Consider the following 25,085-nt stretch of genomic DNA (forward strand, 5'->3'; position numbering starts at 1 on the left):
TGACCCTCCCCTTGCTAGAAGGTTTACCTTACTCAATAACTAGTAGAAATCAGATGGCCGGTCAACGTCTTTCACCTCCGGCTGTGATCACGGGAGAAAATTATTATGTCTCAAACTATCGTGTTGTCGTTGCAGGGACTGACCTGCGGGCACTGTGTTCAGCGCGTTAAAAAAGCACTGGACGCGCTACCCTCTGTCGAACAAACCGACGTCACCCAACAGTACGCCAGAGTCAGCGGCGATGTTGATTCACAGACGTTGATCGACACCATTGAGCAGGCTGGCTATGAAGCGCAGTCCGCGACTACGCCGGATGTGTCCCTCTTGCTTTCCGGTCTGAGCTGCAACCACTGTGTCGCCGCTACGCGTAAAGTGTTGGAAGCCATTCCCGGCGTCGTGGCGACGGATGTCACCAAAGAACAGGCTGCCGTGTATGGCAACGTTGAGGCCACCATACTGATTAGCGCGATTGAAGAAGCGGGCTATCACGCCAGCGTACAGGAGAGCGCTCACCCAAAAACTGAGCCGCTGGCACAGGTAGCGACAACGCCGGAAGCGCTGCCAGCGGCCGAGAGTATTCTTCCGGTAATGACAACACAGACCACCAACGATGACGACAGCGTGCAACTCCTTCTTCAAGGGATGAGCTGTGCCAGCTGTGTGAACCGCGTACAAACAGCGCTGCAAAACGTCAGCGGCGTCACACAGGCGCGGGTGAATCTGGCTGAGCGCAGTGCATTAGTGAGCGGTCACGCCGAGCCAGAAGCGCTGATTGCCGCCGTTGAGCAAGCAGGCTATGGCGCAGAAATTATTCAGGACGAAGAAGCACGCCGCGCGCGTCAACAGCAAACCTCTCAGCAGGCGATTCGCCGTTTTCAATGGCAGGCAGCGCTAGGTTTACTGCTGGGTGTACCGTTGATGCTGTGGGGCGTATTGGGCGGCAGCATGAGCCTGACGCCGGAGAACCAAACACCGTGGCTCGTGATTGGTATTTTGACGCTGGCGGTAATGGTATTGGCTGGCAGTCACTTTTACCGTAACGCCTGGCGCAGCCTGAGAAACGGCGCAGCGACCATGGACACACTGGTTGCACTGGGAACGGGGGCAGCCTGGCTTTACTCTATTACCGTTAATCTGTGGCCGGACCTTTTCCCGATGGCAGCACGTCATCTGTACTATGAAGCCAGCGCGATGATCATCGGTTTAATCAATCTGGGTCATGCGCTGGAACAGCGTGCTCGTCAGCGATCTTCGCGCGCGCTGGAGCGGCTGCTGGATTTAACCCCCCCAACAGCCCGCGTTGTGACGCCAGAAGGTGAGAAATCTATTCCGCTGTCCGACGTGCAGTCAGGCATGACGCTGCGTCTGACAACCGGTGACCGCATTCCTGTCGATGGTGAGATCTTACAAGGCGAAGTGTGGGTGGATGAAGCCATGCTGACCGGGGAACCGATCCCACAGTCCAAAACATCTGGCGATACGGTTCATGCAGGCACGTTGGTTTCCGACGGCAGCGTTCTCTTCCGTGCGGACGCGATCGGCAACCAAACCACCCTGTCACGCATCATCCGGCTGGTCAGGCAGGCACAAAGCAGCAAACCCGCGATCGGCCAGCTAGCCGATCGTATTTCCGCCGTATTTGTTCCCGTTGTCGTTGCCATCGCGCTTTTCAGCGGCGCGATCTGGTTCTTCGTGGGGCCACAGCCGCAGATAGTTTATACGCTCATTATCGTCACAACGGTTCTGATCATTGCTTGCCCTTGCGCGCTTGGGCTGGCAACGCCGATGTCGATTATTTCCGGCGTCGGGCGTGCAGCAGAGTTTGGCGTACTGGTGCGGGATGCCGATGCATTGCAGCAGGCCAGCAAGCTGGATGTGCTGGTGTTTGACAAGACAGGCACGCTAACCGAGGGACAACCGCGCGTCGTGGCGATTCACACGTTCGGTGGCGTAACAGAGGAGCAGGCGCTGACCTGGGCAGCGTCGCTGGAACAGGGGTCTAATCATCCGCTGGCGAAGGCGATTCTTGCACGGGCGGAAAACCTTACGCTAACGCAAGTCGAGCAGTTCCGCACGCTGCGCGGTCTCGGCGTCAGTGGTAATATTGGCGATGCCAACCTGCTGCTGGGAAATCCACCTCTGCTCAAACAATATCAGGTCGATATCACCGAAGGTGATACGCTGATCAACGAACAGGCTCAGCGCGGTATCACGCCGGTGTTACTTGCGGCGAATGGTCACATCATTGCGGTGTTCTCTATCCACGATCCGCTGCGAGCGGATAGCATCAGCGCCTTACAGCGCCTGCATCAGCAAGGCTACCAGTTAGTGATGCTCACGGGGGATAATCCACTAACGGCGAAGAGTATCGCTAAAGAAGCGGGTATCGATCAGGTGATCGCTGGCGTGCTGCCAGACGGCAAGGCAGAAGCCATCAAAAAGCTACAGGCTCAAGGCAAGCGCGTGGCAATGATTGGCGATGGTATCAATGATGCCCCCGCACTAGCGCAGGCCGATGTCGGCATTGCGATGGGCGGCGGCAGCGATATTGCGATTGAAACCGCCGCGATCACGCTGATGCGCCACAGCCTGCACGGCGTCGCCGATGCGCTGGCGCTATCCAATGCCACGCTGCGCAACATGAAGCAAAATCTGCTGGGCGCGTTTATCTATAACTCGCTAGGTATTCCGATTGCTGCGGGCGTGCTCTATCCGCTGACCGGAACGCTGCTCAGCCCGGTAGTCGCAGGAGCAGCTATGGCGCTATCCTCCATCACGGTGGTCAGTAACGCCAACCGCTTGCTGCGTTTTAAACCTAAAAATCAGTAATGTTAGTGCGCCATCGTCATTCCGAATGATGGCGCACGCTTTCTTTCGCATAACCTTTTTACACCATCCCACCTTAGCTCTACCCGCGGTATACCTTGTATTGTTCTGCATCTAGCGTTTAGCATAGCTATTCCCACATCAGGAGACGGAATCAATGGGGCAACTGCTGCGTAGAATCGCGACTTTTCTTGGTTTTATTTCACCGCTGGCTTATGCCTACCCGGCGATAGATGTTCAGCTTGCCAATGGACGACAGCTGCATCTGGTTGGCAGTATTCATATGGGTAGCCTGGATATGGCACCGCTGCCCGATGCATTGCTGCAACAGCTCCGGCAGGCAACTGCACTCATTGTAGAAGCCGACATCTCCGATTCTCATTCTCCCTTCGGACACAGTGATGCCGAGCCGCCGCTCGTGCAGCGCCTTAGCCCGGAGAACTACCGCCAGTTGCAAAAAATCTGCGAATCACTCTCTTTCGATGAGAGCAATATCAATACGCTTCCAGGTTGGCAGGCCGCGCTGATGCTGCAAGCAAGACAGGCACAGCTGCTGGGCTTACGCCCCGATTACGGCATTGATTATCAACTGATTAACGCGGCGAAATCCCATGGTATTCAGGTTATCGAACTGGAAGGACAACAGACGCAGGTTGACCTATTACAGCAGTTGCCGCAGGGCGGTTTGCTGTTGCTGGAGGACACCATTAAGCACTGGCACACTAACGCTCGCCTGCTGCAAACAATGGTGGGCTGGTGGCTAGACAGCAGGCCCGGCACGTATAAACCGGATATCCCCGCGACATTCAGCAATGAAATGACTGACCTGCTGATGGGTAAGCGTAACCGTCGTTGGCAACAGCAGCTTCAAGCGCTACCGCCCGGAAATTACGTTGTAGCCGTCGGCGCGCTGCATCTGTATGGAGATGAGAACTTACCTACGCTGCTCAACAACGGTCATTCAGCCACTCCGTGAAAGCACACACGATGACGCACCAGCGCGTCCGCAAGATAAGACCCAAAAAGGGTTTAAGGATAGTGAAGTCATGACACCCGCAGTCAATTTACTCGAAAAGAACAAGATCGCCTTTACGTTACACAGCTACCATCACGACAGCGACGAAACCAACTTTGGCGAGGAAGCGGCCAGAAAGCTAGGGCTGAATAAAGAACAGGTTTATAAAACGCTGCTTGTTTCTCTGAATGGTGATGCAAAAAATCTCGCCGTGGCCGTCACCCCAGTCGCTGGAATGTTGGATCTCAAGAAAGTCGCTCGCGCTCTTTCCGCTAAAAAAGCCGATATGGCCGACCCAATTATCGCTCAGCGTGTAACAGGTTATCTGGTTGGAGGGATCAGCCCGCTTGGGCAAAAGAAACTGCTGCCGACCGTGATTGATGAACCGGCACGCCAGTTCAGTACCATTTTCATTTCTGGCGGTAAACGCGGGTTGGATATCGAATTGTCGGCAGACGATCTGGCGCGACTACTGCGCGCCACCTTTGCCGATATCGCCAAGCATGATTAATACCGCGATTAAACGCATATAACCTGCCAGACGATATGGTATCAAGGTGAAGCAGATAGCAGAGGACTCCACGGCCAGTGTGTCCCCTGCTACCGCTTCATATACTCGTCATACTTCAAGTTGCATGTACGTTGGCTGCACTACTCGACACACTGATGTGTTTCTCGCCCCGTTGGGGGCAGCGCAAGCACGGTTCAAAAACGCCTTGCCGTTTTTGTCCTGAAACTCGAATTATTTAGGGTATAATCGATTACTGATCGACTTTCGCCCCTTTATCCAACTGCATCACCGGGCCTTCCTTCACATTCAGCGTCAGGCCCTTGGTTTGCAGTTCCGCATTCCTTACGCGAATACCTTTATCCGCATCAATCCGTACATTATCAAAGTGGAAACCACTGAGCGGCGCTTCCGGTACGCCGATAATATACGCCGCAGCCTTAGTCTTACCGGTTGATTCCAAATTCTCGATCGTCACATTGCTGAAATGCGGCGTCTTGTACTGATCAAACGGCTGCTCTGGATCGGTATCCGGTGGGTAAATCTGTTCACCCATCGTGAAGCCACCTTCGGCCAGCATCTTGTCTACCTCAGCCTGCACAATCGGCGCGGCTTTGTAGTAAGCGGCAAAGACCAGCGGTATTTCGACATCGACCATTTTGGTATTACGGTAAGTGATGTTTTTCACTTCGCCGCCTTTACCGCGTAGGGTTTTAATGCGGATACCGTACATGGAACCTTCAAACTGGTTGTTTTCAACCAGCACGTTATTCACACCGCCAGAGGTTTCGCTGCCGATGGAAATGCCGCGCCCCTGCTTCAGGATATTGTTAGCGATATAAATGTTATCCACGACACCATTCGGGAAGCGGCTATCCGGCTTCTCAGCTTTTATCGCGATATGATCGTCATTACAGTCGATATAGTTGTTAGTGATACGAATATTCTGGCTGTCGATCGGGTCGATAGCATCAGTATTTGGCGCATGCCACGGCGATAGAATCCGCGTGCCGTTCACATCTACATCATGCGAGTAACGCATCACGATGTGAAAACTCGGGGAATGCGTGAGCGTGACGCCGTCCACCAGCACATTACTGGAACTTTTGATATAAATCAGACGGGGGCGATCGGTCCCACCTTTCTTGCCGGTTGCGCGAATATTTTCACGCCAGCGCTCCCACCAGACGGCACCCTGCCCATCAATGGTGCCCTGACCGGTGATAGCCACATTCTGAGCGTCGGCAATACTGATAAAGGGAAGCCAGCCATTTTCCGCTTCAGCGTACTTGGTTTTTTCCGTCGCGCGATAGGCTGCCACTTCGGTCGACGCGACGATAGTTGCATCTTTTGCCAAATCCAGTCGAATGTTACTTTTCAGGAACAGCGGATCGACCAGATAGTTACCGCGAGGAACGTGTACCGTTCCGCCGCCAGCCGCCGCGCAATCATCAATCGCTTTCTGGAACGCTTCGGTATTTAGTGCGATCTGTAGGCGGTGACCCTCGGCCCCGTATTGTGTGACGTCACAGATTTTATCTGGAAATTTCACTGAACTGGCCGCCTGAGCCGTACCAGCTTGAATACCCAGCGTGATGCAGGAAGCCATTAATGACAGAGCAAGACCACTACGCATACTTAACCTCACCAAATAATGAAATATCGTTTTAATAAAATAACACCAACACGTCATTAAAAAGCGAGAGACGATCACGTTTTAGATGTATTCGTAATAATTACAATAAGGTAGGGATTTTTTCGTGCAATTGCACTATTCCCATTTTGAGAATCTGCGCATACTGGGTACTGTCGCAATCATGTTGGGGCGATAAAAACAGAGGTAGGAAAGAAAGCAAGACGGAGAGATTGTGCTGGCCTGAACGACCAGCACAGATAAGACAAAAGCGTTATGCCGTCAGACGAGCGAAAGCATCACGGATTTCCTGTTCAGGTAAATCCACACCAATAAACACCAGCACGCTCTCTCTTTCTTCATCAGGCTGCCATTCTCTGTCCCAGTCAGCGCTGTACAAACGCTGAACTCCCTGAAACAGCAGGCGACGGTCATTACCGTTAATGGCCAGAATACCTTTATAGCGCAGTAGATTATCGGAGAATTGTAGCAACAGGTTTTCCATCACATCGGAGACAGCCTGAAGCTCAACGGCCTTATCGAGATACACGACAATCGATTGCACGTTATTCTGCGTGGGGGCAATAAAGCGAAATACTGGCGTTTTCACGTCCAGCTTGTCGCTAAGGACATTATCGCCAAGAACAAAGCCATCGATGTTAAACAGCACGCTCAGATCGATATCGCCGTGTACCACAGGATAGATCGGCGCACGCGCATTGATGCGTTGCAAACGCGGTAGCAACGTTTCGTCTTCGTTTGCCACATCCGTTTTAGTTAGCAGTATACGGTCAGCATAGCCAATCTGTGACTGTGCGATGGTGAACTGATCGAGCTGCTGTTGTGCATGCACGGCATCCACTAGCGTGATAATCCCATCCAGAACAAAGCGTTCACAGATCACTTCATGAGAGAAGAAAGTTTGCGCCACCGGCCCCGGATCGGCCATACCGGTACATTCAATAATAACGTGATCAAAATCCAGCGTACCGTTATCCACGCCATCAATTAGATCGAGCAGCGCATCAGCCAGTTCATTGGACTGCGTGCAGCAGATGCAGCCGTTGCTCAGCGTCGTAATCTGGCTGGCACGTTCACCGATTAACGTATTATCAATCGGAACTTCGCCAAATTCATTTTCAATCACGGCAATCTTGTAGCCGTGTTCGGCATTCAGAATATGCCGTAATAAGGTGGTTTTTCCCGCACCAAGAAACCCGGTCAGAATGGTGACATACACGGGTTTAGTCACATCAGAAGATAAAGGTTGAGTCATAACAGGTTCCAAGTCGTTAACAGCAGCGCATCCCGCCTTTGCCGTCTCCGCCGTAACGCGCCTGCTGGCGTTCGCGGAAAAATTCTTCGTACGTCATCGCAGGTTTATCCGGGTGATTGGTCTGCATATGCTGCACATAGGTGTCATAATCTGGCATACCGACCAGCATACGCGCCGCCTGGCCCAAATATTTTCCTGCTTTTCCCAGATTGCCAAACATCATTACCTCCAGACCATCGCCTGCAATAGCAGCTAGATAAAAAATACCCTGTATAACGTTATACATTATACAGGGTATCTGTACCCGTCATCTTTCACGTTCAACCTTGCTAGCTGTCTCGCAAAATCCGACGGGCGTGTGGCTTAGTGACCGGAAGAGACTTTCACGCCACCTTCAGGAACCGGAACATACGGCGTTTCCTGATCGGTACGTTCAGCCACTTTACGTGCAGCCAATGCCGCTTTAATACCATATGCGATAATGCTGTACACCACGATCAGGAACAGAATACTCAGACCGGCGTTGGTATAGTTATTGGTCACGATATGGTTCATGTTCGAAATCTGCTGCGCGCTCAGATCGGCACCGCCTTCTGCGATTTTGCCCTTGAACATGTTCGCCATGTAGAAGAAACCTTCCAACTGTGGGTTGTCGCTAAACAGTTTCAGCCCCAGCGCCCAAGTGGTACAGATCAGCAGCCAAACCGCAGGAACCAGCGTTACCCAAATGTACTGCGTACGCTTCATCTTAATCAGGATAACGGTACCCAGTACCAGCGCCACCGCAGCCAGCATCTGGTTAGATATACCGAACAACGGCCACAGGCTCTTCACGCCGCCCAGCGGATCAACCACGCCTTGGTACAGCAGGTAGCCCCACAGACCGACGCAACCCGCCGTACCAATCATACCGGCAATCAGCGAATCGGTTTTCTTCAGGAATGGAACGAAGTTACCCAACAGGTCCTGCAACATGAAGCGACCAGCACGTGTACCCGCATCCAGCGCCGTCAGAATGAACAGCGCTTCAAACAGAATACCGAAGTGATACCAGAAGCCCATGTCGGCACCAGGAATGATCTGGTGGAACACGTGTGCGATACCGACAGCAAGCGTTGGTGCGCCACCTGCACGGTTCAGAACGGAAGGCTCACCGATGTCTTTCGCCGTTTGCAGAATTTGCTCAGGAGAAATCACGAAGCCCCACGAGCTAACGGTCGCCGCCGCGTGTGCGGATACGTCCTGCAACTGTGCCAGAATCATCGGCGCATCCGCCGTGCCCAGTCGATGCAGATCCGGCATCGTAATGCCCAATGCCGCTGGCGGGGTATTCATCGCGAAATACAGACCAGGTTCGATGATAGACGCCGCAACCAAAGCCATGATCGCCACGAAAGATTCCATCAGCATGGCACCGTAACCGATGAAACGCGCATCTTTCTCGTTAGCCATCAACTTCGGCGTAGTACCGGAAGCAATCAGCGCGTGGAAGCCAGACACAGCACCACAAGCAATAGTAATAAACAGGAACGGGAACAGCGTACCTTTCCAGACCGGACCGGTGCCATCCACAAATTGCGTTACCGCTGGCATTTTCAGATCGGGATTCAGAATCACGATACCAATCGCCAGACCGACGATGACACCAATTTTCAGGAAGGTTGCCAGATAGTCACGCGGAGCCAGAATCAACCATACTGGCAACAGTGCAGATACGAAGGCATAGCCAATCAGCGTATAAGTGATGGTCGTATCTTTGAAGGTCAGCGCCGGGCCCCAGTACGGGTCGTGTGCAACTACGCCACCAAACCAGATTGCCAGCACCAGTAGCACGATCCCGATCACCGAGATTTCACCAACTTTACCTGGACGGATAAAGCGCATGTAGACGCCCATAAACAGGGCGATGGGTACCGTAGAACATACGGTAAAAACGCCCCACGGGCTTTCTGCCAGTGCTTTCACCACAATCAGCGCCAGTACGGCAAGAATGATGATCATGATGAGGAAACAGCCGAACAGCGCAATCGTACCCGGTACCGGGCCGAGTTCTTTCTTAACGATTTCGCCTAACGACGCACCGTTACGGCGGGTCGAAATAAACAACACCATGAAGTCCTGCACGGCACCCGCCAGCACCACTCCGCCCAGCAACCATAAAGTGCCCGGTAGGTAGCCGACCTGCGCGGCCAGTACCGGCCCAACGAGTGGCCCAGCACCTGCGATAGCGGCAAAGTGGTGTCCGAACAGCACGTTACGGTTCGTCGGCACATAGTTGAGGCCATCATTATTAACAACGGCAGGGGTTGCTCTGGTCGGATCCAACTGCATGACTTTTTGTGCGATATACAAGCTGTAGTATCGATAGGCCACGAGGTAAACGGCGACAGAAGCAACAATAATCCATAGTGCACTGACATGCTCACCGCGACGTAGTGCAACTACGCCGAGGCAGGCAGCCCCAATGATTCCGAGAATCATCCAGGGGATGTGTTTAAGAATGGAACTGCTCTTCATAAGACATCCTTCAATTAAAAATTACAATCGTTTGATTTTGTTAGCTGTGGAAAAAGAAACCCTGGTACGACGTTGCGCTATAACGCAGTCCATCGCGTGTTTCAGATAAGGAAGATAGTGGCGGCACAGTACGTCATCGCATGCGCGCGTGGAGCGGGTATTTGGTTAGGCGGCAGAATAGCGTGCTAAGCGGTTAGAATGACGCAGTGAGTGGCTGGAGAGATCTCGGGCTACCTAAAAAAGAAAAGGCCGCGATATACACGGCCAGTAAGGTATTAAGTATTACGAGCGATTACGGAATCTGATACGCCAGTTTGTAATTGCCTGCCGTTACCGTGCGGAATGTCACGCTGTCCGTGCGCCAGCGGATTTCCACTTCCGCAGGAGATTGCACCTTCCAGCTAGACGCATCGTTAACGTTCAGCACCAGTCGGTCAATGGTCGCGACATCTGCCACCGGATCGGTGATATCGAGCGCAAACGCAAAGGCAAGCGAGTCAGGCACGCCGTTATTGGATGTAAACAACTGCGTCCACTGTGCTGCGGTAATGCTACCCAGCTCGGCTGGCGTCATCCCCTCTGCAATCAACGCCGTTGCACCTGCGGTGTCTGCTGACAATGATCCAACATCAACCCACGCCCCGCTCCGCAAGACATGCCAGTTCACCAGATCTCGCGTCACTGCGACACGTACTTTGCCATTGCCCGTCTGCGTTGCTGTTAGCGTGGCGGAATTGATTTGAGGCCATGCAGTAGCACGCAACAGTGATTTCTGGACAACGATTTGAGGCTGTGACTTGTATACATATTTAATTAATGCACTTTTATTACTTACAATCGTTACATCCTGAGCATCTTTTCCAGTAAGAGAGGCGGATGAAACCCCAATATTTTCAATTAGCTCAGGTGTAACAGGATCCGTTATTTCAATAAGGGCTCCATTTACTACAGTGTAAAACTTATCAGCGTAGCGCATGATAAATTTACTTTCAGGTGGATATAACTTCAGTTCTGCAATGACAACAAAATTTTGAGTACCGTTAACACTGGTGATAAGCAATCTGTAATGTTGATATACAGCAGTTTCATCCAGTTTAAATGACTTAATCACTCGAGTGTCATTTCGAGTATCATTCGTTACCTTATGTAGGTCATGCCAGTCAACGCTATCATCACTACCTTGGAAAATGAAATCTCTGGCTGAAGCCACGTTATTTCCGTATGAATCAATGTATCTGGAAAATATAGCAAATCCAGAAACTGGGAGTTTATTGGGTAAATCTATACGCAGCCATTGTGGCGCTTGTTCCGTCGGACGAGCATTAGAAATCCATGCTTTCTGATTTGTCTCAGATACACCATCAAAGCTGTAATATGCGCTATAAGCTGCCGTATTATAGCTACTAGCACTTGCGGTATATCCAGTCGGAATGTTATCAGATGTCATGTTGGGGACGATTGAATCCTTTACGACACTCATATCGACGGAATGATACCCATTTTTTATCTCTGAATTATAAAAGCTCCCGCTTTGCTCTAACACTTCTGAATACACACCATTAACTTCGTGTAATCCCCCATCAAAGACAACATCATTCGTTGTGTCATAGTTAATTTTGCTAGATGCATTAAAATCATCAACCCCATAAGTCTGATTCGCCGCACCCGCTTCTTCTTTCAGCGCATACGCCGCAAGATTAAATTTATGTTTTGGGCTAATGCTGAACGCGTGGTTTTGCCCCGCAGTTGCTCCCTGACGATCGGCTACGATATAACCAGGACCACCGCTACCGGAACCACCACCCGTAGCACTGATTACCGTTTTCTCACTCGCAGGGTTATAGCTCAGCGTCACGCCCGCCCCCGCTTCCAGCGAGGAATGAATAAGCTGTTTTGTTTTTTGTGTGTAGTCGGTGATTTCCGCTGTGGTATGGGTGTGTCCGACAGCCGCAACACCCATTTGCGCTGGCGTTAGTGAAAGATCACCGCTGCCCAGCAGCGATTGACCAAAGACCGTGCGGATAGTGGTACCGGAAATTAACTCATCCTGCTTTGCATTCCAGACCGCTTTTTCATCCAGCGAGACAAATTTTCTGGTGGTAGTTTCGGTAATCTGATCGGCCGTATAGTCGCCTGATTGTGCAGTGACAGCGCCAGTCCGTCCGAATACGGAGGCAACGCCGGTAACGCCAGGCTCTTTCCCGCCGCCATTATCTGAATGGCAGCAAACAGGGGGATGAACGGTACATGTTGCTTTACCTGTACTGTCACAAACATTAATTTCAATATTGATATCTTTCATGGTATTGATGACTCCATTAATAAAAGGAATAAGGAGTATCACTTATTTTCCCAGTGTATTATTTCAACGTATTTTACTAATCCATCATTTCCTTTTATATAAAAAACAGAAGCAAAAATGGCCGCAAAATAGCGGCCAGTGGAATAGATAATCGGAAGAAAAATTACGGAACCTGATACGCCAGTTTGTAATTGCCTGCCGTTACCGTGCGGAATGTCACGCTGTCCGTGCGCCAGCGGATTTCCACTTCCGCAGGGGACTGGACTTTCCAACTGGACGCGTCGTTGACGTTAAGCACCAGTCGGTCAATGGTTGCGACATCTGCCACCGGATCGGTGATATCGAGCGCAAACGCAAAGGCAAGCGAGTCAGGCACGTCGTTATTGGATGTAAAAAACTGCGTCCACTGTGCTGCGGTAATGCTACCTAGCTCGGCAGGCGTCATCCCCTCTGCAATCAACACCGTTGCGCCTGCGGTATCGGCAGACAGCGCACCGACATTAACCCACGCCCCGCTCCGCAAAACATGCCAGTTCACCAGATCTCGCGTCACTGCGACACGTACTTTGCCGTTGCCCGTCTGCGTTGCTGTTAGCGTTGCGGCATTGATCTGGCTGTAACTCACAAGCGAAGTCAACGCTGACTGAGTCAGGAGCTGTGAGTATGGCGTGTATTTCGTCTCAATATTCATTTCCAAATTGGAGATTACTTTCACAGGGCTAGTGAATAATGATGGCAGATTGCTGACGCTGCCAATACCCTGTGAACTAATTTTTTCTGCGGTTAACTCACCGGCAATCTCTTCCAATGAGCCATTATTGAGACCGTAATTTTTACCGCCGTAGTTAATTACAAACTTATCCAGTGATTCATAAATTTCCAATTCATCAACAGCGACGAATGATGATAAAACCCCATAATTCGCAAGCGTGATATGAATGCGATAATATTGATAGCTGATATCATTATTAATGACATACGAGCGTTTCTGTCCAGGAACGTTCTGGGTGTCGTTTGTAATAGAATGCAATACCGTCCACGTAACCCCATCATGACTCCCCTGAAACGCCCAGGTACGCGGCGAATTTGAATACCCAGACTGATTACGGGTCACAACGGAATAGCCTTTAGCAAGCGCGGACGCAGGGAGCTTTACTCCGACCCATTGTGGCGATGAGACGGAAGGTGCACCATCGCTAGTCCATGAATCAGTACCCCCAACCTGAGATCGGTTAAACGCTTTATATATTGCAGATCCGGCTCCTGGGTCTCTACTATTTGAGCTTGCGATTGCTTCATAGCCTGCTGGCGCGTTATTAGCTGTCATTACAGGAATGATGCTTTCCGCTGTGACTGGTGTTGTCGATGTTTTCTGAAGAATGCTTATCGCTTCTCCATCCGCTTTTATTTCAGCAGAGTAAAATTCTCCATCCGGTGTTAACTGATAATTTGAACCGGTATAAAGGCTAGCTATACCATCAAAAATAACATCATTTGTCGCGTTGTAATTAGGCTCGCTTGAGGCATTAAAGTCATCCATAACATAAGTCTGGTTCGCCGCACCCACTTCTTCTTTCAGCGCATACGCCGCAAGATTAAATTTATGTTTTGGGCTAATGCTGAACGCGTGGTTTTGTCCCGCAGTTACTCCCTGACGATCGGCTACGATATAACCAGAACCACCGCTACCGGAACCACCACCCGTAGCACTGATTACCGTTTTCTCACTCACAGGGTTATAGCTCAGCGTCACGCCCGCACCGGCCTCCAGCGAGGAATGGATGAGCTGCTTCGTTTTTGGCGTGTAGTCGGTGATTTCCGATGTAGTGTGAGTATGCCCTACTGCAGCTACGCCCATTTGTGATGGCGTTGGTGAAACATCACCGCTGCCCAGCAGCGACTGACCAAAGACCGTGCGAATAGTGTTTCCAGAGATTAACTCATCCTGCTTTGCATTCCAGACCGCTTTTTCATCCGGCGTGGCAAATTTTCTGGTGGTAGTTTCGGTAATCTGATCGGCCGTATAGTCGCCAGGCTGTGCAGTGACGACACCTGTCCGCCCAAATACGGAAGCAACGCCAGAAACTCCTGGCTCTTGCCTATTACCAGAATGACAGCAAGAGTGAGGATTAACCTGAATAGGAGGATGAGCGATACATGTTGATTTGCCTGTGCTGTCACAAACATTGATTTCAATATTGATGTCTTTCATGGTGTTGATGACTCCGTTAATAAAAGGCACAAGGAGTATCACTTATTTGACCGGGGTATTATTTTAAAGCGCGTTACTAATCTGCTATGTCCTTTTCTATAAAAGTCAGAATAAAAAAGGCCGCGATATACGCGACCAGTGAAATAGGTAATCGGAAGACAAATTACGGAATCTGATACGCCAGTTTGTAATTGCCTGCCGTTACCGTGCGGAATGTCACGCTGTCGGTGCGCCAGCGGATTTCCACTTCCGCAGGGGATTGCACTTTCCAGCTAGACGCATCGTTGACGTTCAGCACCAGTCGGTCAATGGTTGCGACATCTGCCACCGGATCGTTGATATCGAGCGCAAACGCAAACGCAAGAGCATCCGGCACGCCATTATTTGATGAGAACAACTGCGTCCACTGTGCCGCAGTAATAGCGCCGAGCTCAGTTGGCGTCATACCGTCTGCAATCAACGCCGTTGCGCCCGCTGTATCTGCTGACAGAGATCCAACATCAACCCACGTCCCGTTACGCAAGACATGCCAGTTAACAAGATCCCGCGTCACAGCAACACGCACTTTACCGTCGCCAGTTTGCGTAGCTGTTAGCGTTGCGGCATTGATCTGTGCCCATGAATCAGTTGATGTTAATAACGTCTGAATGACTAATTGCTCTAATGGTGTATATGTTGTGCGCACACTAATCTGCCGATCAGAAATCAGTTTTACAGGAGTAGTAAAAATAGGCAGCGTCGTATTTAATGAATCGATTTTCGATACACCTAGCAGATCTATTTTTTCTGGGGTCAACTCTCCAGTGATTTCAGTCAGTACACTTCCAGAGAAGCCATAGTTTTTCCCACCAGTATGGATGATAAACTTTCCATTTGGTTGAAAGAATTTTAGTTCTGAAATAGTGACATATGGGCTGCTACCATTAATAGCTGTAATTAACAGACGGTAATTTTTGTAACTAGCGAATTGTGAGAGAGTAAAATTCCTTATCGCACCAGGTTCATTATTCGCGTCATCGGTAACGGAATGTAAATCATCCCACGTTACACTCTTATCATTACTGCCTTGGAGTTTCCATGTTCGAACATTCCCCATATCCAGTTGGCTACGGTTGGTAATTTGATAACCACCGATGACCTCTTCCGCTGGTAAATCGATTTGTAGCCAGTGAGGACGTTCAATAGAAGGTACCCATGTACCATCAGTTCCCCAACAGTTGGGTGGCGGACCTGAATTGTTAGAGCCATCAAACGCGATAAAAGCTTTATACATCCCTAGAGATTCATTAGATGCACTCGCTGTATAACCTACTGGCAATGTATTAGATGTCATAAAAGGAATAACGGACGAAGAAAAATCAGCTATTACAGCGATATCTAATTTCTCACCATCCGATTTTATTTCAGCAGAGTAAAAATCCTCATCTGGCATTAATTGATAGTTTGAACCAGTATAAAGACTGGCCATGCCATCAAAAATAACTGCACTCGTCGCTTTGTAATTTGGCTCACTCGACGCATTAAAATCATCAATCACATAAGTCTGATTCGCAGCACCCGTTTCTTCTTTCAGCGCGTACGCCGCGAGATTAAACGTGCTTTGTGGGCTCATGCTGAACACATGATTTTGCGCTGCCGTTGCACCCTGACGATCGACGACGATATAGCCAGATTTGCCTTCGCCAGAACCCCCACCCGTTGCGCTAATTACCGTTTTCTCACTCGCAGGGTTATAGCTCAGCGTCACGCCAGCCCCAGCTTCCAGAGAGGAATGGATGAGCTGTTTTGTTTTCTGCGTGTAGTCGGTGATTTCCGATGTCGTGTGAGTATGCCCGACTGCTGCTACGCCCATTTGTGCTGGCGTCGGCGAGAAATCACCGCTGCCCAGCAGCGATTGACCGAAGAGCGTGCGGATAGTTGTTCCAGAAATTAATTCATCCTGCTTTGCATTCCAGACCGCTTTTTCATCTGGCGTAACAAATTTTCTAGTGGCAGTTTCGGTAATCTGATCGGCGGTATAGTCGCCGGATTGTGCAATGACAATACCCGTACGCCCGAATACGGAGGAAACACCCGAAACACCGGATTCTTGCCCATCTCCGTTATCGGAATGACAGCAAGTGTGAGGATGAACAGTACATGTTGATTTACCAGTGCTGTCACAAACGTTGATTTCAATATTGATATCTTTCATGGTGTTGACGACTCCGTTGATAAAAGGCATCAGGAGTATCACTTATTTGACCGGAGCATTATTTTAAAGCGCTTTACTAATCGGCTGTTTCCTTTTCTATAAAAGTCAGAATAAAAAAGGCCGCGAGATACACGGCCAGTGGAATAGATAATCGGAAGACAAATTACGGAACCTGATACGCCAGTTTGTAATTGCCTGCTGTTACGGTGCGGAATGTCACGCTGTCCGTGCGCCAGCGGATTTCAACTTCTGATGGTGACTGCAATTTCCAACTGGATGCATCGTTGACGTTCAGCACCAGCCGGTCAATGGTTGCGACATCGGCCGTTGGATCGGTGATATCAAGCGCGAACGCAAAGGCAAGCGAATCCGGCACACCGTTATTGGATGCAAACAGCTGTGTCCACTGTGCCGCCTTAATAGCACCGAGTTCAGTTGGCGTCATGCCGTCTGCAATTAACGTAGTAGCCCCTGCCGTACTGGCTGACAGCGCTCCAACATCAACCCACGTCCCGTTACGCAAGACATGCCAGTTAACAAGATCCCGCGTGACAGCGACACGCACTTTACCGTTGCCAGTTTGTGTTGCCGTTAAGGTGGCGGAATTGATTTGAGGCCATGCTGCGGGTGTCAGTGATTTTTGAATTGCTATATGATTGATTGGATAATTATTCACTGTAACACTTATCGCATGGGATGATATTATTTCAAATGGCGCTAATCGCTGCACATCATATGAGGAAATAATCCCAGATTCATAGAACCCGGAGCGTTCTATATCTAATCCAGATTCCGGTTTTTTTACTTCAGAAATAATTCCACTGTGTGATGTGTAATACTGTTCCCCGGAACGTATCAACATACGTGATTCGGTGCCGAATAATCGTAACTCTTGTATTGTACATGCATCTCTCGTTGTATTATATCGAGTTATATACAATCTGTAATGATTAAAACGACTCGGCACTGATAGTTTAAACTTTTTCTCTTCGTTTGATGAAAATGAGATGTCAGATCTACTATCCAGTACATTCCATTGTTTTCCGTCATTGCTTCCCTGAAGTTCAAAATCGATCGGAGTTCCACCCAAATTAATATTCTGCCGAGCAGTTATTGAGTATGAATCTACTGTGGTTACTACTGGAAGCTGAATAGACAGCCAGTGCGGAGCTGGCGTAAGTGTTGCTGACCATCTTGATGTATCACCAGTTATGACGCCATCAAATGCCAGCCATCCCATCCATGCAGGATCGTAATAGCTATCCTGAGATACGATATAACCCGTAGGGAGGATATTTGATGACATAGAAGGTACTATTGATGATAAAGGTATTTTTATATTAATAGGCTCCCCATTATTAACTATGTCTGTTGAATAAAAATCACTATTAACTGTTAAATCGTAAGTACTTCCTGTAAATAACTTCATTGAGTCATCAAAAATAACCGCACCAGTCGCGTTATAATTTGACTCACTCGACGCATTAAACTCATCAACAACATAAGTCTGATTCGCTGCGCCAGCGACTTCTTTCAGCGCGTACGCCGCAAGATTAAACGTGCTTTGTGGGCTCATGTTGAACGCATGATTTTGCCCTGCCGTTGCGCCCTGACGATCGGCAACGATATAGCCAGAGCCGCCACTGCCGGCCCCCCCTCCCGTAGCACTGATTACCGTTTTCTCTCTCACTGGATTATAGCTCAGCGTCACACCAGACCCTGCTTCCAGAGAGGAATGAATGAGCTGCTTCGTTTTTGGCGTGTAGTCGGTGATTTCCGCTGTGGTATGGGTGTGTCCAATCGCAGCAGCCCCCATTTGCGCTGGCGTTGGTGAAACATCACCGCTGCCCAGCAGCGATTGACCAAAGACCGTGCGAATAGTGGTGCCAGAAATTAATGCATCCTGCTTTGCATTCCAGACCGCTTTTTCATCCGGCGAAGCAAATTTTCTGGTGGCTGTTTCGGTAATCTGATCGGCCGTATAGTCGCCTGGCTGTGCAGTGACAACGCCAGTCCGTCCGAATACGGAAGCAACGCCGGAAACACCTGGTTGCGGCTCGCACTGATTATCCGTATCCACATGGCAGCAGGTGTGAGGATTGATCTGAATTGGGGGGTTAACAGCACACGTTGATTTTTCTGCGCTGCCACAGACATTGATTTCAATATTTACGCTTTTCATAGTACCGACTACTCCGTTAGTGAGGGTGCATCAGGAGTATCGTTTATTTGGCGGGTCTGTTATTTTAAAGCGCTTTACTAAACATAAGATTATTTAATCAATTAAATCAGCAAATTAGATTCAATTCATTTTTGCAATGAAGGGGCTAAATGCGGCACAGCCACTAAGAACTCGTCCCAGAAAAAATGGCGGCTTAAGTCATCAGCAATAGAGACAAAAACCGCCATGATTATTAATTACTTATAAACGATCTCACCTTTCGGCGCATAGGCTTCTGCATCCAGCGGAGAATGTTTCTCGATGTACAGCTTCAGCACTTCAGCATCAACAAAACCGGTGTTCACATAACTCGGTAGGTTATCAAGACGCGGATAACCATCACCGCCCATCGCATTAAAGTTCAACGTTGCCATGCGGTAAACTTTATCAGCCTGCAACGGCTCACCCTTGATTTTGACGTCCTGCACACCCTGCCCGTCTGCCGTCAGGCTGACATTAAGGAATTGCGCATAGGCACCGGAATCCACCTTTTTATTGGCGGCTACGGCCAAATATTTCTCAACATCGCTGCCTTTCATATCGACATAAACCAACGTGTTGGCAAACGGTTGAACCTTCAGTACATCTTTATAAGTGATATCACCCGATTCAATCGAGTCACGTACCCCACCACCGCTCATGATAGCAAAATCAGCCCCCGCACGCTCAAGCTGTGCGGACAACAACACATGCGCCAGATTGGTCTGACGGAAACGCACCTGATTACGATCGCCTTCCAGTTTGCCCTTCACGCTACCGATTTTGATCCCCAACTGCGCCTGACCTTTCTCCTGGAACGGCGTCAGCATTTTCATGACGTCAGAGTCCTGAGCGATTTCATGCGTATAGAAAACACGTTCGGTTTTGCCGTCTTTCTCTACCTTTTTCTTCAGATTGATCGGTATCAACTGATAATGCTCAAGTTTCAATTCGCCATTGCGGAATGTGAAATCAGCACGCCCCACATATTTACCCCACTCGTGCGCCTGAACAATCCAAGTGCCATTTTGGCGGTCGGGTGCACAAGGCGTGCCCGGCACATAATCCACCTGCTTTTTATTTTCTTGCGCCATACAGACCGGATCCTGCGAGTGGCCGCCAACAATCATGTCCAGATATCCGGCAGGCAAGCTACGCGCCATTTCTACATCACCCGGCGCATTAGAGCCATGATTACCGTCGTCATAATGCCCCATGTGCGTCGCGGCAATAATCACATCCGGCTTTTCGCTCTTACGCAATTGCTCAACAACCTGCTTCGCTTCTGTCGAAGGATTACGGAATTCGATATCGGTAAAATACTCAGGATTGCCTAATTTGGCCGTATCGTCCGTTGTCAGGCCGATAACTGCGATTTTCACACCTTGCTTATCGAACAGGGCATAAGGCTTGAACAAGCGCTGATTAGTGCTTTTTTGGTAGATATTAGCCGATAACAGCGGGAATTTTGCCCATTTCTCCTGCTGACGCAGGACAGACAGTGGATTATCGAATTCGTGGTTGCCGAGCGCCATCGCATCATAGCCAACCATATTCATACCACGGAAATCAGGCTCCGCATCCTGCAAATCGGATTCAGGTACGCCAGTATTAATATCGCCACCAGAAAGCAGTAATACGCTGCCCCCTTTACCCGCCACTTCCTGACGAATCTGATCGACCAGCGTTTTTTGCGCTGCCAATCCATATTCACCGTGATCGTTATGCCAGAAATGGCCGTGATGGTCATTGGTATGCAAAATAGTGATGGCGTATGTTTTGTCTTTTTCCCAAGCCATTGACATAACAGGTGTTAGCGCCAGCGATACCGCCATCGCACATCCCAGAGCTTTTATTGAAAAGCGCATGATAAATCTCCGTTTATTTTAAAGACTCAGTGGAACTACTGAGAAACGCATCGCACAAACTATAATTTATGGCACAACTTAGCACAGCCAGATGAACAATGCGCGACGCTCGTTCACGACCGCCATCGGCAATGTGAGATAGGTGACAAAATCAGATCAGGTATAGCAGCTATAGTGATATCACGCTGGTCTGGCACTGTCGTCGCGCCGTCACGAACTCTTGTTAATATGGATGCTTCAGCGGAATAATCCAGCATCACACCGTTTATCCTCTATTTTCCGGGGTTTTATACAGGTGGATGAAATTATTTCGCTGAATACACAGAAAAGCAGTGAGGCATTACAGTCAATAACATCACGCTATCGGAATAATTACGCATGTTTATCAATGCTTATCGCAAGAAACCACCCTTAAATCTGTGTTACACTATCTTTAGCTGGAGAAACTGATATTTTTCATAAAATACCACTTTTACCCAAGCAACATTTCACTATATGCAATAGAATTTGTGTATACCCAGAATAATTGGCGTTGCAGCCAGACAGCGAACTCACGAAACCCAACACACTTTTCGGTACATAATAAGAGTGATAAGGGTAAGTAAACACCGCTAACCACGCTGTAGCGTCAAGGCAAGAAGGGTAAATCCGCTCAATTACGTTTCACCTATGGCACAAGGAGTTGGGATGCATGCTGCAACACCGCTAATTTCTACTATCGCTGGGGGGCTGGTTCTTGCCTTCCTCCTTGGTATTCTGGCAAACCGCCTGCGTATCTCCCCCCTTGTTGGTTACCTTGCCGCAGGCGTACTTGTCGGTCCTTTTACACCCGGTTTCGTTGCAGATACCTCACTGGCATCAGAGCTTGCTGAACTTGGCGTAATCCTGCTGATGTTTGGCGTCGGCCTGCACTTCTCACTGAAAGACCTCATGGCGGTAAAGTCCATCGCCATTCCCGGAGCGATAGCCCAGATTGCCGTGGCAACGCTGCTTGGAATGGGGTTATCCACCATGTTGGGTTGGAGCCTGGCGAGCGGCCTGGTTTTTGGCCTCTGCCTGTCCACCGCCAGTACCGTAGTTCTGCTACGTGCACTGGAAGAACGCCAACTTATTGATAGTCAGCGTGGCCAAATCGCCATCGGCTGGCTAATCGTAGAAGATCTGGCGATGGTACTCACGCTGGTTCTGCTGCCCGCCTTCGGCGACATGATTGGTGCTGAGCATGCCGATACCAGCAAGCTACTGACGGATTTAGCCTGGACTATTGGTAAAGTTATTGCGTTTATCACCCTGATGATTGTGGTTGGTCGCCGTCTGGTACCGTGGGTGTTGGCAAAAAGCGCCAGCACGGGCTCACGCGAGCTTTTCACACTAGCGGTGTTAGCGATGGCACTGGGTATCGCTTTTGGCGCAGTGAAACTATTTGATGTCTCCTTTGCACTAGGCGCGTTCTTCGCAGGCGTGGTATTGAACGAATCTGAGCTCAGCCAGCGCGCAGCCCACGATACGCTGCCGCTACGCGATGCCTTTGCCGTACTGTTCTTCGTTTCTGTCGGTATGCTGTTTGATCCGATGATCCTGCTGAACGACCCTATTTCCGTGCTGATCACACTGGCTATTATTGTGTTCGGTAAGTCAGCCGCTGCTTTCTTGCTGGTTCGACTCTTTGGTCACTCAAAACGAACGGCATTAACGATTTCCGCCAGTCTGGCGCAGATCGGTGAGTTTGCCTTTATTTTAGCCGGGCTCGGCATTGTGCTGGGGCTACTGTCCGAAGAAGGACGGAATCTGGTACTGGCCGGCGCCATTCTCTCCATCATGATAAACCCGCTGCTGTTTACGCTGCTTGAACGCTATCTGGCGAAGCATGAAACCATCGAAGAGCAGATCGTGGAAGAAGCGATTGAGGAAGAGAAACAGATTCCCGTCGATATGTGCAACCATGCGCTGCTGGTCGGCTATGGTCGCGTAGGTAGTCTGATTGGTGCCAAATTGCATCAGGCTGGGATTCCCATCGTAGTCATTGAAAATTCGCGTACCCGCGTTGATGCCTTACGTGAACAGGGAATTAAAGCGGTATTGGGTAACGCGACCAAGCCTGAAATCATGGACATTGCGCGCCTGGACTGCGCCCGCTGGCTACTACTGACAATTCCGAACGGCTATGAGGCGGGGGAAATCGTCGCTGCGGCTCGTGAGAAGCGCGCCGATCTGGAGATTATTGCCCGCGCGCACTATGACGATGAAGTCAGCTATATTACCGAGCACGGTGCCAACGAGGTGGTCATGGGTGAGCGGGAAATCGCCAACAGTATGATCACACTGTTGAAGCTGGAGGAAATCCCACCTGCACCACAGGCATGCCCTATCTAAGCGACCACATGCCAGATACAAAAATGGCGGGCAAATTATGCCCGCCATTTTTTTACGCTATGCGATGTGGCCACCCTGCTTTCAAACACCGCCAAACAAAAGTACTCTCGTCCTTACTCTACTTTTCCAACGAGCTGTTCCAGCAGATCGATATGTAGCGGATCGTCATTGAGCGCAGGAATGTAGTGGAATGCCTCTCCACCAGCATGCAGGAAGATTTCACGGTTCTGTTCCTCAATCTCCTCCAATGTTTCCAGACAGTCAGCGGCAAAACCGGGGCACATAATCTGAATGTGTTTAATTCCCTGCGCAGGTAACCCCTTCATGGTTTCATCTGTGTAAGGCGTCAGCCAAGGCTCACGGCCAAAACGCGACTGGAAGGTCATCATTATTTTGCCTTCCGGCAGCCCCAATGCGGCAATCAGCGCCTCTGTAGTCGCTCGACAGCGTTGCGGATAGTCATCCCCTTCATTGGCATAACGCACCGGGATACCGTGATAAGAAATCACCAATCTGTCCGGTTCGCCGTGTTCAGCAAAAGACTGCTCAACACGGTGCTTCAACGCCGCAATATAAGCCGGATGTTCAGCGTAATCACGGATAAAGCGAATCGCGGGCAGTTGGCGATTATCACGCAGTTGCGCAGCAAGCCCATCCCACACAGCGGCGGTCGTCGAACAGGAATATTGCGGATACATGGGCAAGACCACCAGTTGCGTTACACCTTGCGCCAGTAACTTATCCAGCGCTGAACGCAGGCTGGGCGAGCCATAGCTCATACCCAGCTCAACAGGCGTTTCCGGCATGCGCGCAGCTAGCGCCTGCTGCTGTCGGCGACTAATCACCAACAGTGGCGATCCCCCTTCCATCCAGACTGATTGATAGAGCTTCGCCACCCGTGGCGAACGAGTTGGCAGGATGATACCGCGCAACAGCGGCCACCATAACAGACGCGGCGTATCCACAACGCGTCGGTCGCTCAGAAATTCAGCCAGATAACGCCTCACCGCCTGCGGCGTCGGGGCATCGGGTGTCCCTAAGTTCACCATCAGCACGCCGTATTTCTCTTGTTTCATCGCCGTCTTCCTTTTATGGAGAAGCAGGCTCTCTTTCAGCCCGCCCGTGCGTAACATCAAGTGTCCATTGTAGCGAAAAAAAGCTAAACAAATACGGGTAGATAGCAGGGGTAACGCCGATGCTATCAATAGAGAAAAAGAAGCAAACAAGAATTTCAGAACAAAAAAATGCCAGACAGTCGTCTGGCATTCAGATGATGGGGTATGATTCGCTTAGAAAAATTAGCCCAGAATAGTTTCCAATTCTGCGCGAACTTCATCCACTTTACGCGTACCTTCCACTTTGAAATAGCGCGTGTTGCCTGCGTCAGCTTCTTTCTGATAGTAAGAAACCAGTGGTGCAGTCTGCTGATGGTACTCAACCAGACGCTTACGCACGGTATCTTCTTGATCATCCTTACGAATGCTTAGATCTTCGCCTGTCACGTCGTCTTTGCCTTCAACTTTAGGCGGATTAAATTTTACGTGATAGACGCGACCGGATGCCGCATGCACGCGACGGCCAACGATACGATCGATGATCAGTTCGTCAGGAACTGCGAATTCGATAACGTAATCCACATCGATGCCAGCGTCTTTCATAGCATCAGCTTGTGGAATGGTGCGTGGGAAACCATCCAGCAGAAAACCATTACGGCAATCGTCCTGGGCGATGCGTTCTTTAACCAGAGCAATGACTAATTCATCAGTGACGAGTTTACCCGCGTCCATGATTTCTTTAGCCTGTTTGCCCAATTCAGTACCCGCTTTTACCGCAGCACGCAGCATGTCACCCGTGGAAATCTGCGGAATACCGTATTTTTCCATGATGAATTGAGCCTGAGTACCTTTGCCTGCGCCCGGAGCGCCCAGCAGAATAATACGCATCGCGTAAATCCCCTTGCTATGTAATATTTATAAAATAAATTTGAAAAACGCTAAACCATACCATTCCAGACGCTTATGCTCAAGGAACGGGCTCGCTTCAGCATCGCGTAGGCAGATGAAAAAAAGCCAAATACCTAAAAATGCGGTTTGCCGCCTGCCCAATGTTGCCATTCAGTGTAGACGAAGAAACCCTCATCAGAGGAAGGATACGTAAAAAT

The 25,085-nt window shown here is 49.9% G+C and carries 15 protein-coding genes; 4 read left to right on the forward strand and 11 right to left on the reverse strand.

Annotation, left to right across the window (positions count from 1 at the left end):
- Positions 1-105: 105 nt before the first annotated feature.
- The 3 genes from copA to ybaK all read left to right on the forward strand — a co-directional run bounded on the left by copA (position 106) and on the right by ybaK (position 4,352).
- Complete coding sequence (gene copA, locus CLR69_RS10305; protein ID WP_129712588.1) at positions 106-2,829, forward strand: copper-exporting P-type ATPase CopA; 2,724 nt, start codon at positions 106-108, stop codon at positions 2,827-2,829.
- 154 nt (positions 2,830-2,983) lie between these two features.
- Positions 2,984-3,802 (forward strand): TraB/GumN family protein, encoded by an 819-nt coding sequence (locus CLR69_RS10310; protein WP_129712589.1) that lies wholly within the window; start codon positions 2,984-2,986, stop codon positions 3,800-3,802.
- A 70-nt stretch (positions 3,803-3,872) separates the two neighbouring features.
- Positions 3,873-4,352, forward strand: coding sequence for a Cys-tRNA(Pro)/Cys-tRNA(Cys) deacylase YbaK (gene ybaK / locus CLR69_RS10315; RefSeq protein ID WP_129703398.1), 480 nt, complete (start codon positions 3,873-3,875; stop codon positions 4,350-4,352).
- Between the two features lie 250 nt (positions 4,353-4,602).
- On the opposite strand, the gene CLR69_RS10320 is transcribed toward ybaK, so the two are convergent.
- The 9 genes from CLR69_RS10320 to ushA all read right to left on the reverse strand — a co-directional run bounded on the left by CLR69_RS10320 (position 4,603) and on the right by ushA (position 20,551).
- A complete protein-coding gene (locus CLR69_RS10320; protein WP_129703396.1) occupies positions 4,603-5,985 on the reverse strand; it encodes a glycoside hydrolase family 28 protein in 1,383 nt (460 codons plus the stop codon).
- 271 nt (positions 5,986-6,256) lie between these two features.
- On the reverse strand, positions 6,257-7,258 hold the full coding sequence (yjiA, locus tag CLR69_RS10325) for a GTPase (RefSeq protein ID WP_129712590.1): 1,002 nt from the start codon (positions 7,256-7,258) through the stop codon (positions 6,257-6,259).
- A gap of 16 nt (positions 7,259-7,274) precedes the next feature.
- Complete coding sequence (locus tag CLR69_RS10330) at positions 7,275-7,478, reverse strand: YbdD/YjiX family protein (protein ID WP_005976130.1); 204 nt, start codon at positions 7,476-7,478, stop codon at positions 7,275-7,277.
- Between the two features lie 143 nt (positions 7,479-7,621).
- Positions 7,622-9,775 (reverse strand): carbon starvation CstA family protein, encoded by a 2,154-nt coding sequence (locus tag CLR69_RS10335; RefSeq protein ID WP_129703392.1) that lies wholly within the window; start codon positions 9,773-9,775, stop codon positions 7,622-7,624.
- Between the two features lie 292 nt (positions 9,776-10,067).
- Positions 10,068-12,077 (reverse strand): discoidin domain-containing protein, encoded by a 2,010-nt coding sequence (locus CLR69_RS10340; protein WP_129712591.1) that lies wholly within the window; start codon positions 12,075-12,077, stop codon positions 10,068-10,070.
- A gap of 163 nt (positions 12,078-12,240) precedes the next feature.
- Positions 12,241-14,289 carry a discoidin domain-containing protein gene (locus CLR69_RS10345; protein WP_129712592.1) on the reverse strand — a complete coding sequence of 683 codons (2,049 nt, stop codon included), beginning with the start codon at positions 14,287-14,289 and terminating at the stop codon, positions 12,241-12,243.
- 163 nt (positions 14,290-14,452) lie between these two features.
- Positions 14,453-16,483: a discoidin domain-containing protein gene (locus CLR69_RS10350; RefSeq protein ID WP_129712593.1), complete on the reverse strand. Its 2,031-nt coding sequence runs from the start codon at positions 16,481-16,483 to the stop codon at positions 14,453-14,455.
- A gap of 163 nt (positions 16,484-16,646) precedes the next feature.
- Positions 16,647-18,665, reverse strand: coding sequence for a discoidin domain-containing protein (locus tag CLR69_RS10355; protein WP_129712594.1), 2,019 nt, complete (start codon positions 18,663-18,665; stop codon positions 16,647-16,649).
- 236 nt (positions 18,666-18,901) lie between these two features.
- Positions 18,902-20,551: a bifunctional UDP-sugar hydrolase/5'-nucleotidase UshA gene (gene ushA / locus CLR69_RS10360; protein ID WP_129712595.1), complete on the reverse strand. Its 1,650-nt coding sequence runs from the start codon at positions 20,549-20,551 to the stop codon at positions 18,902-18,904.
- Positions 20,552-21,238: 687 nt separating this feature from the next.
- Between ushA and ybaL the strand changes: the two genes are divergently transcribed.
- Positions 21,239-22,924: a YbaL family putative K(+) efflux transporter gene (gene ybaL / locus CLR69_RS10365; protein ID WP_129712596.1), complete on the forward strand. Its 1,686-nt coding sequence runs from the start codon at positions 21,239-21,241 to the stop codon at positions 22,922-22,924.
- 113 nt (positions 22,925-23,037) lie between these two features.
- Here the strand turns inward: ybaL and hemH are convergent, their stop codons facing one another.
- Both hemH and adk read right to left on the reverse strand, forming a co-directional pair.
- Positions 23,038-24,000 (reverse strand): ferrochelatase, encoded by a 963-nt coding sequence (hemH, locus tag CLR69_RS10370; RefSeq protein ID WP_129703381.1) that lies wholly within the window; start codon positions 23,998-24,000, stop codon positions 23,038-23,040.
- A gap of 222 nt (positions 24,001-24,222) precedes the next feature.
- A complete protein-coding gene (gene adk, locus CLR69_RS10375) occupies positions 24,223-24,867 on the reverse strand; it encodes an adenylate kinase (RefSeq protein WP_129703379.1) in 645 nt (214 codons plus the stop codon).
- Positions 24,868-25,085 lie beyond the last annotated feature (218 nt).

The sequence above is a fragment of the Pectobacterium zantedeschiae genome (assembly GCF_004137795.1).
Taxonomy (GTDB): Bacteria; Pseudomonadota; Gammaproteobacteria; order Enterobacterales; family Enterobacteriaceae; genus Pectobacterium; species Pectobacterium zantedeschiae.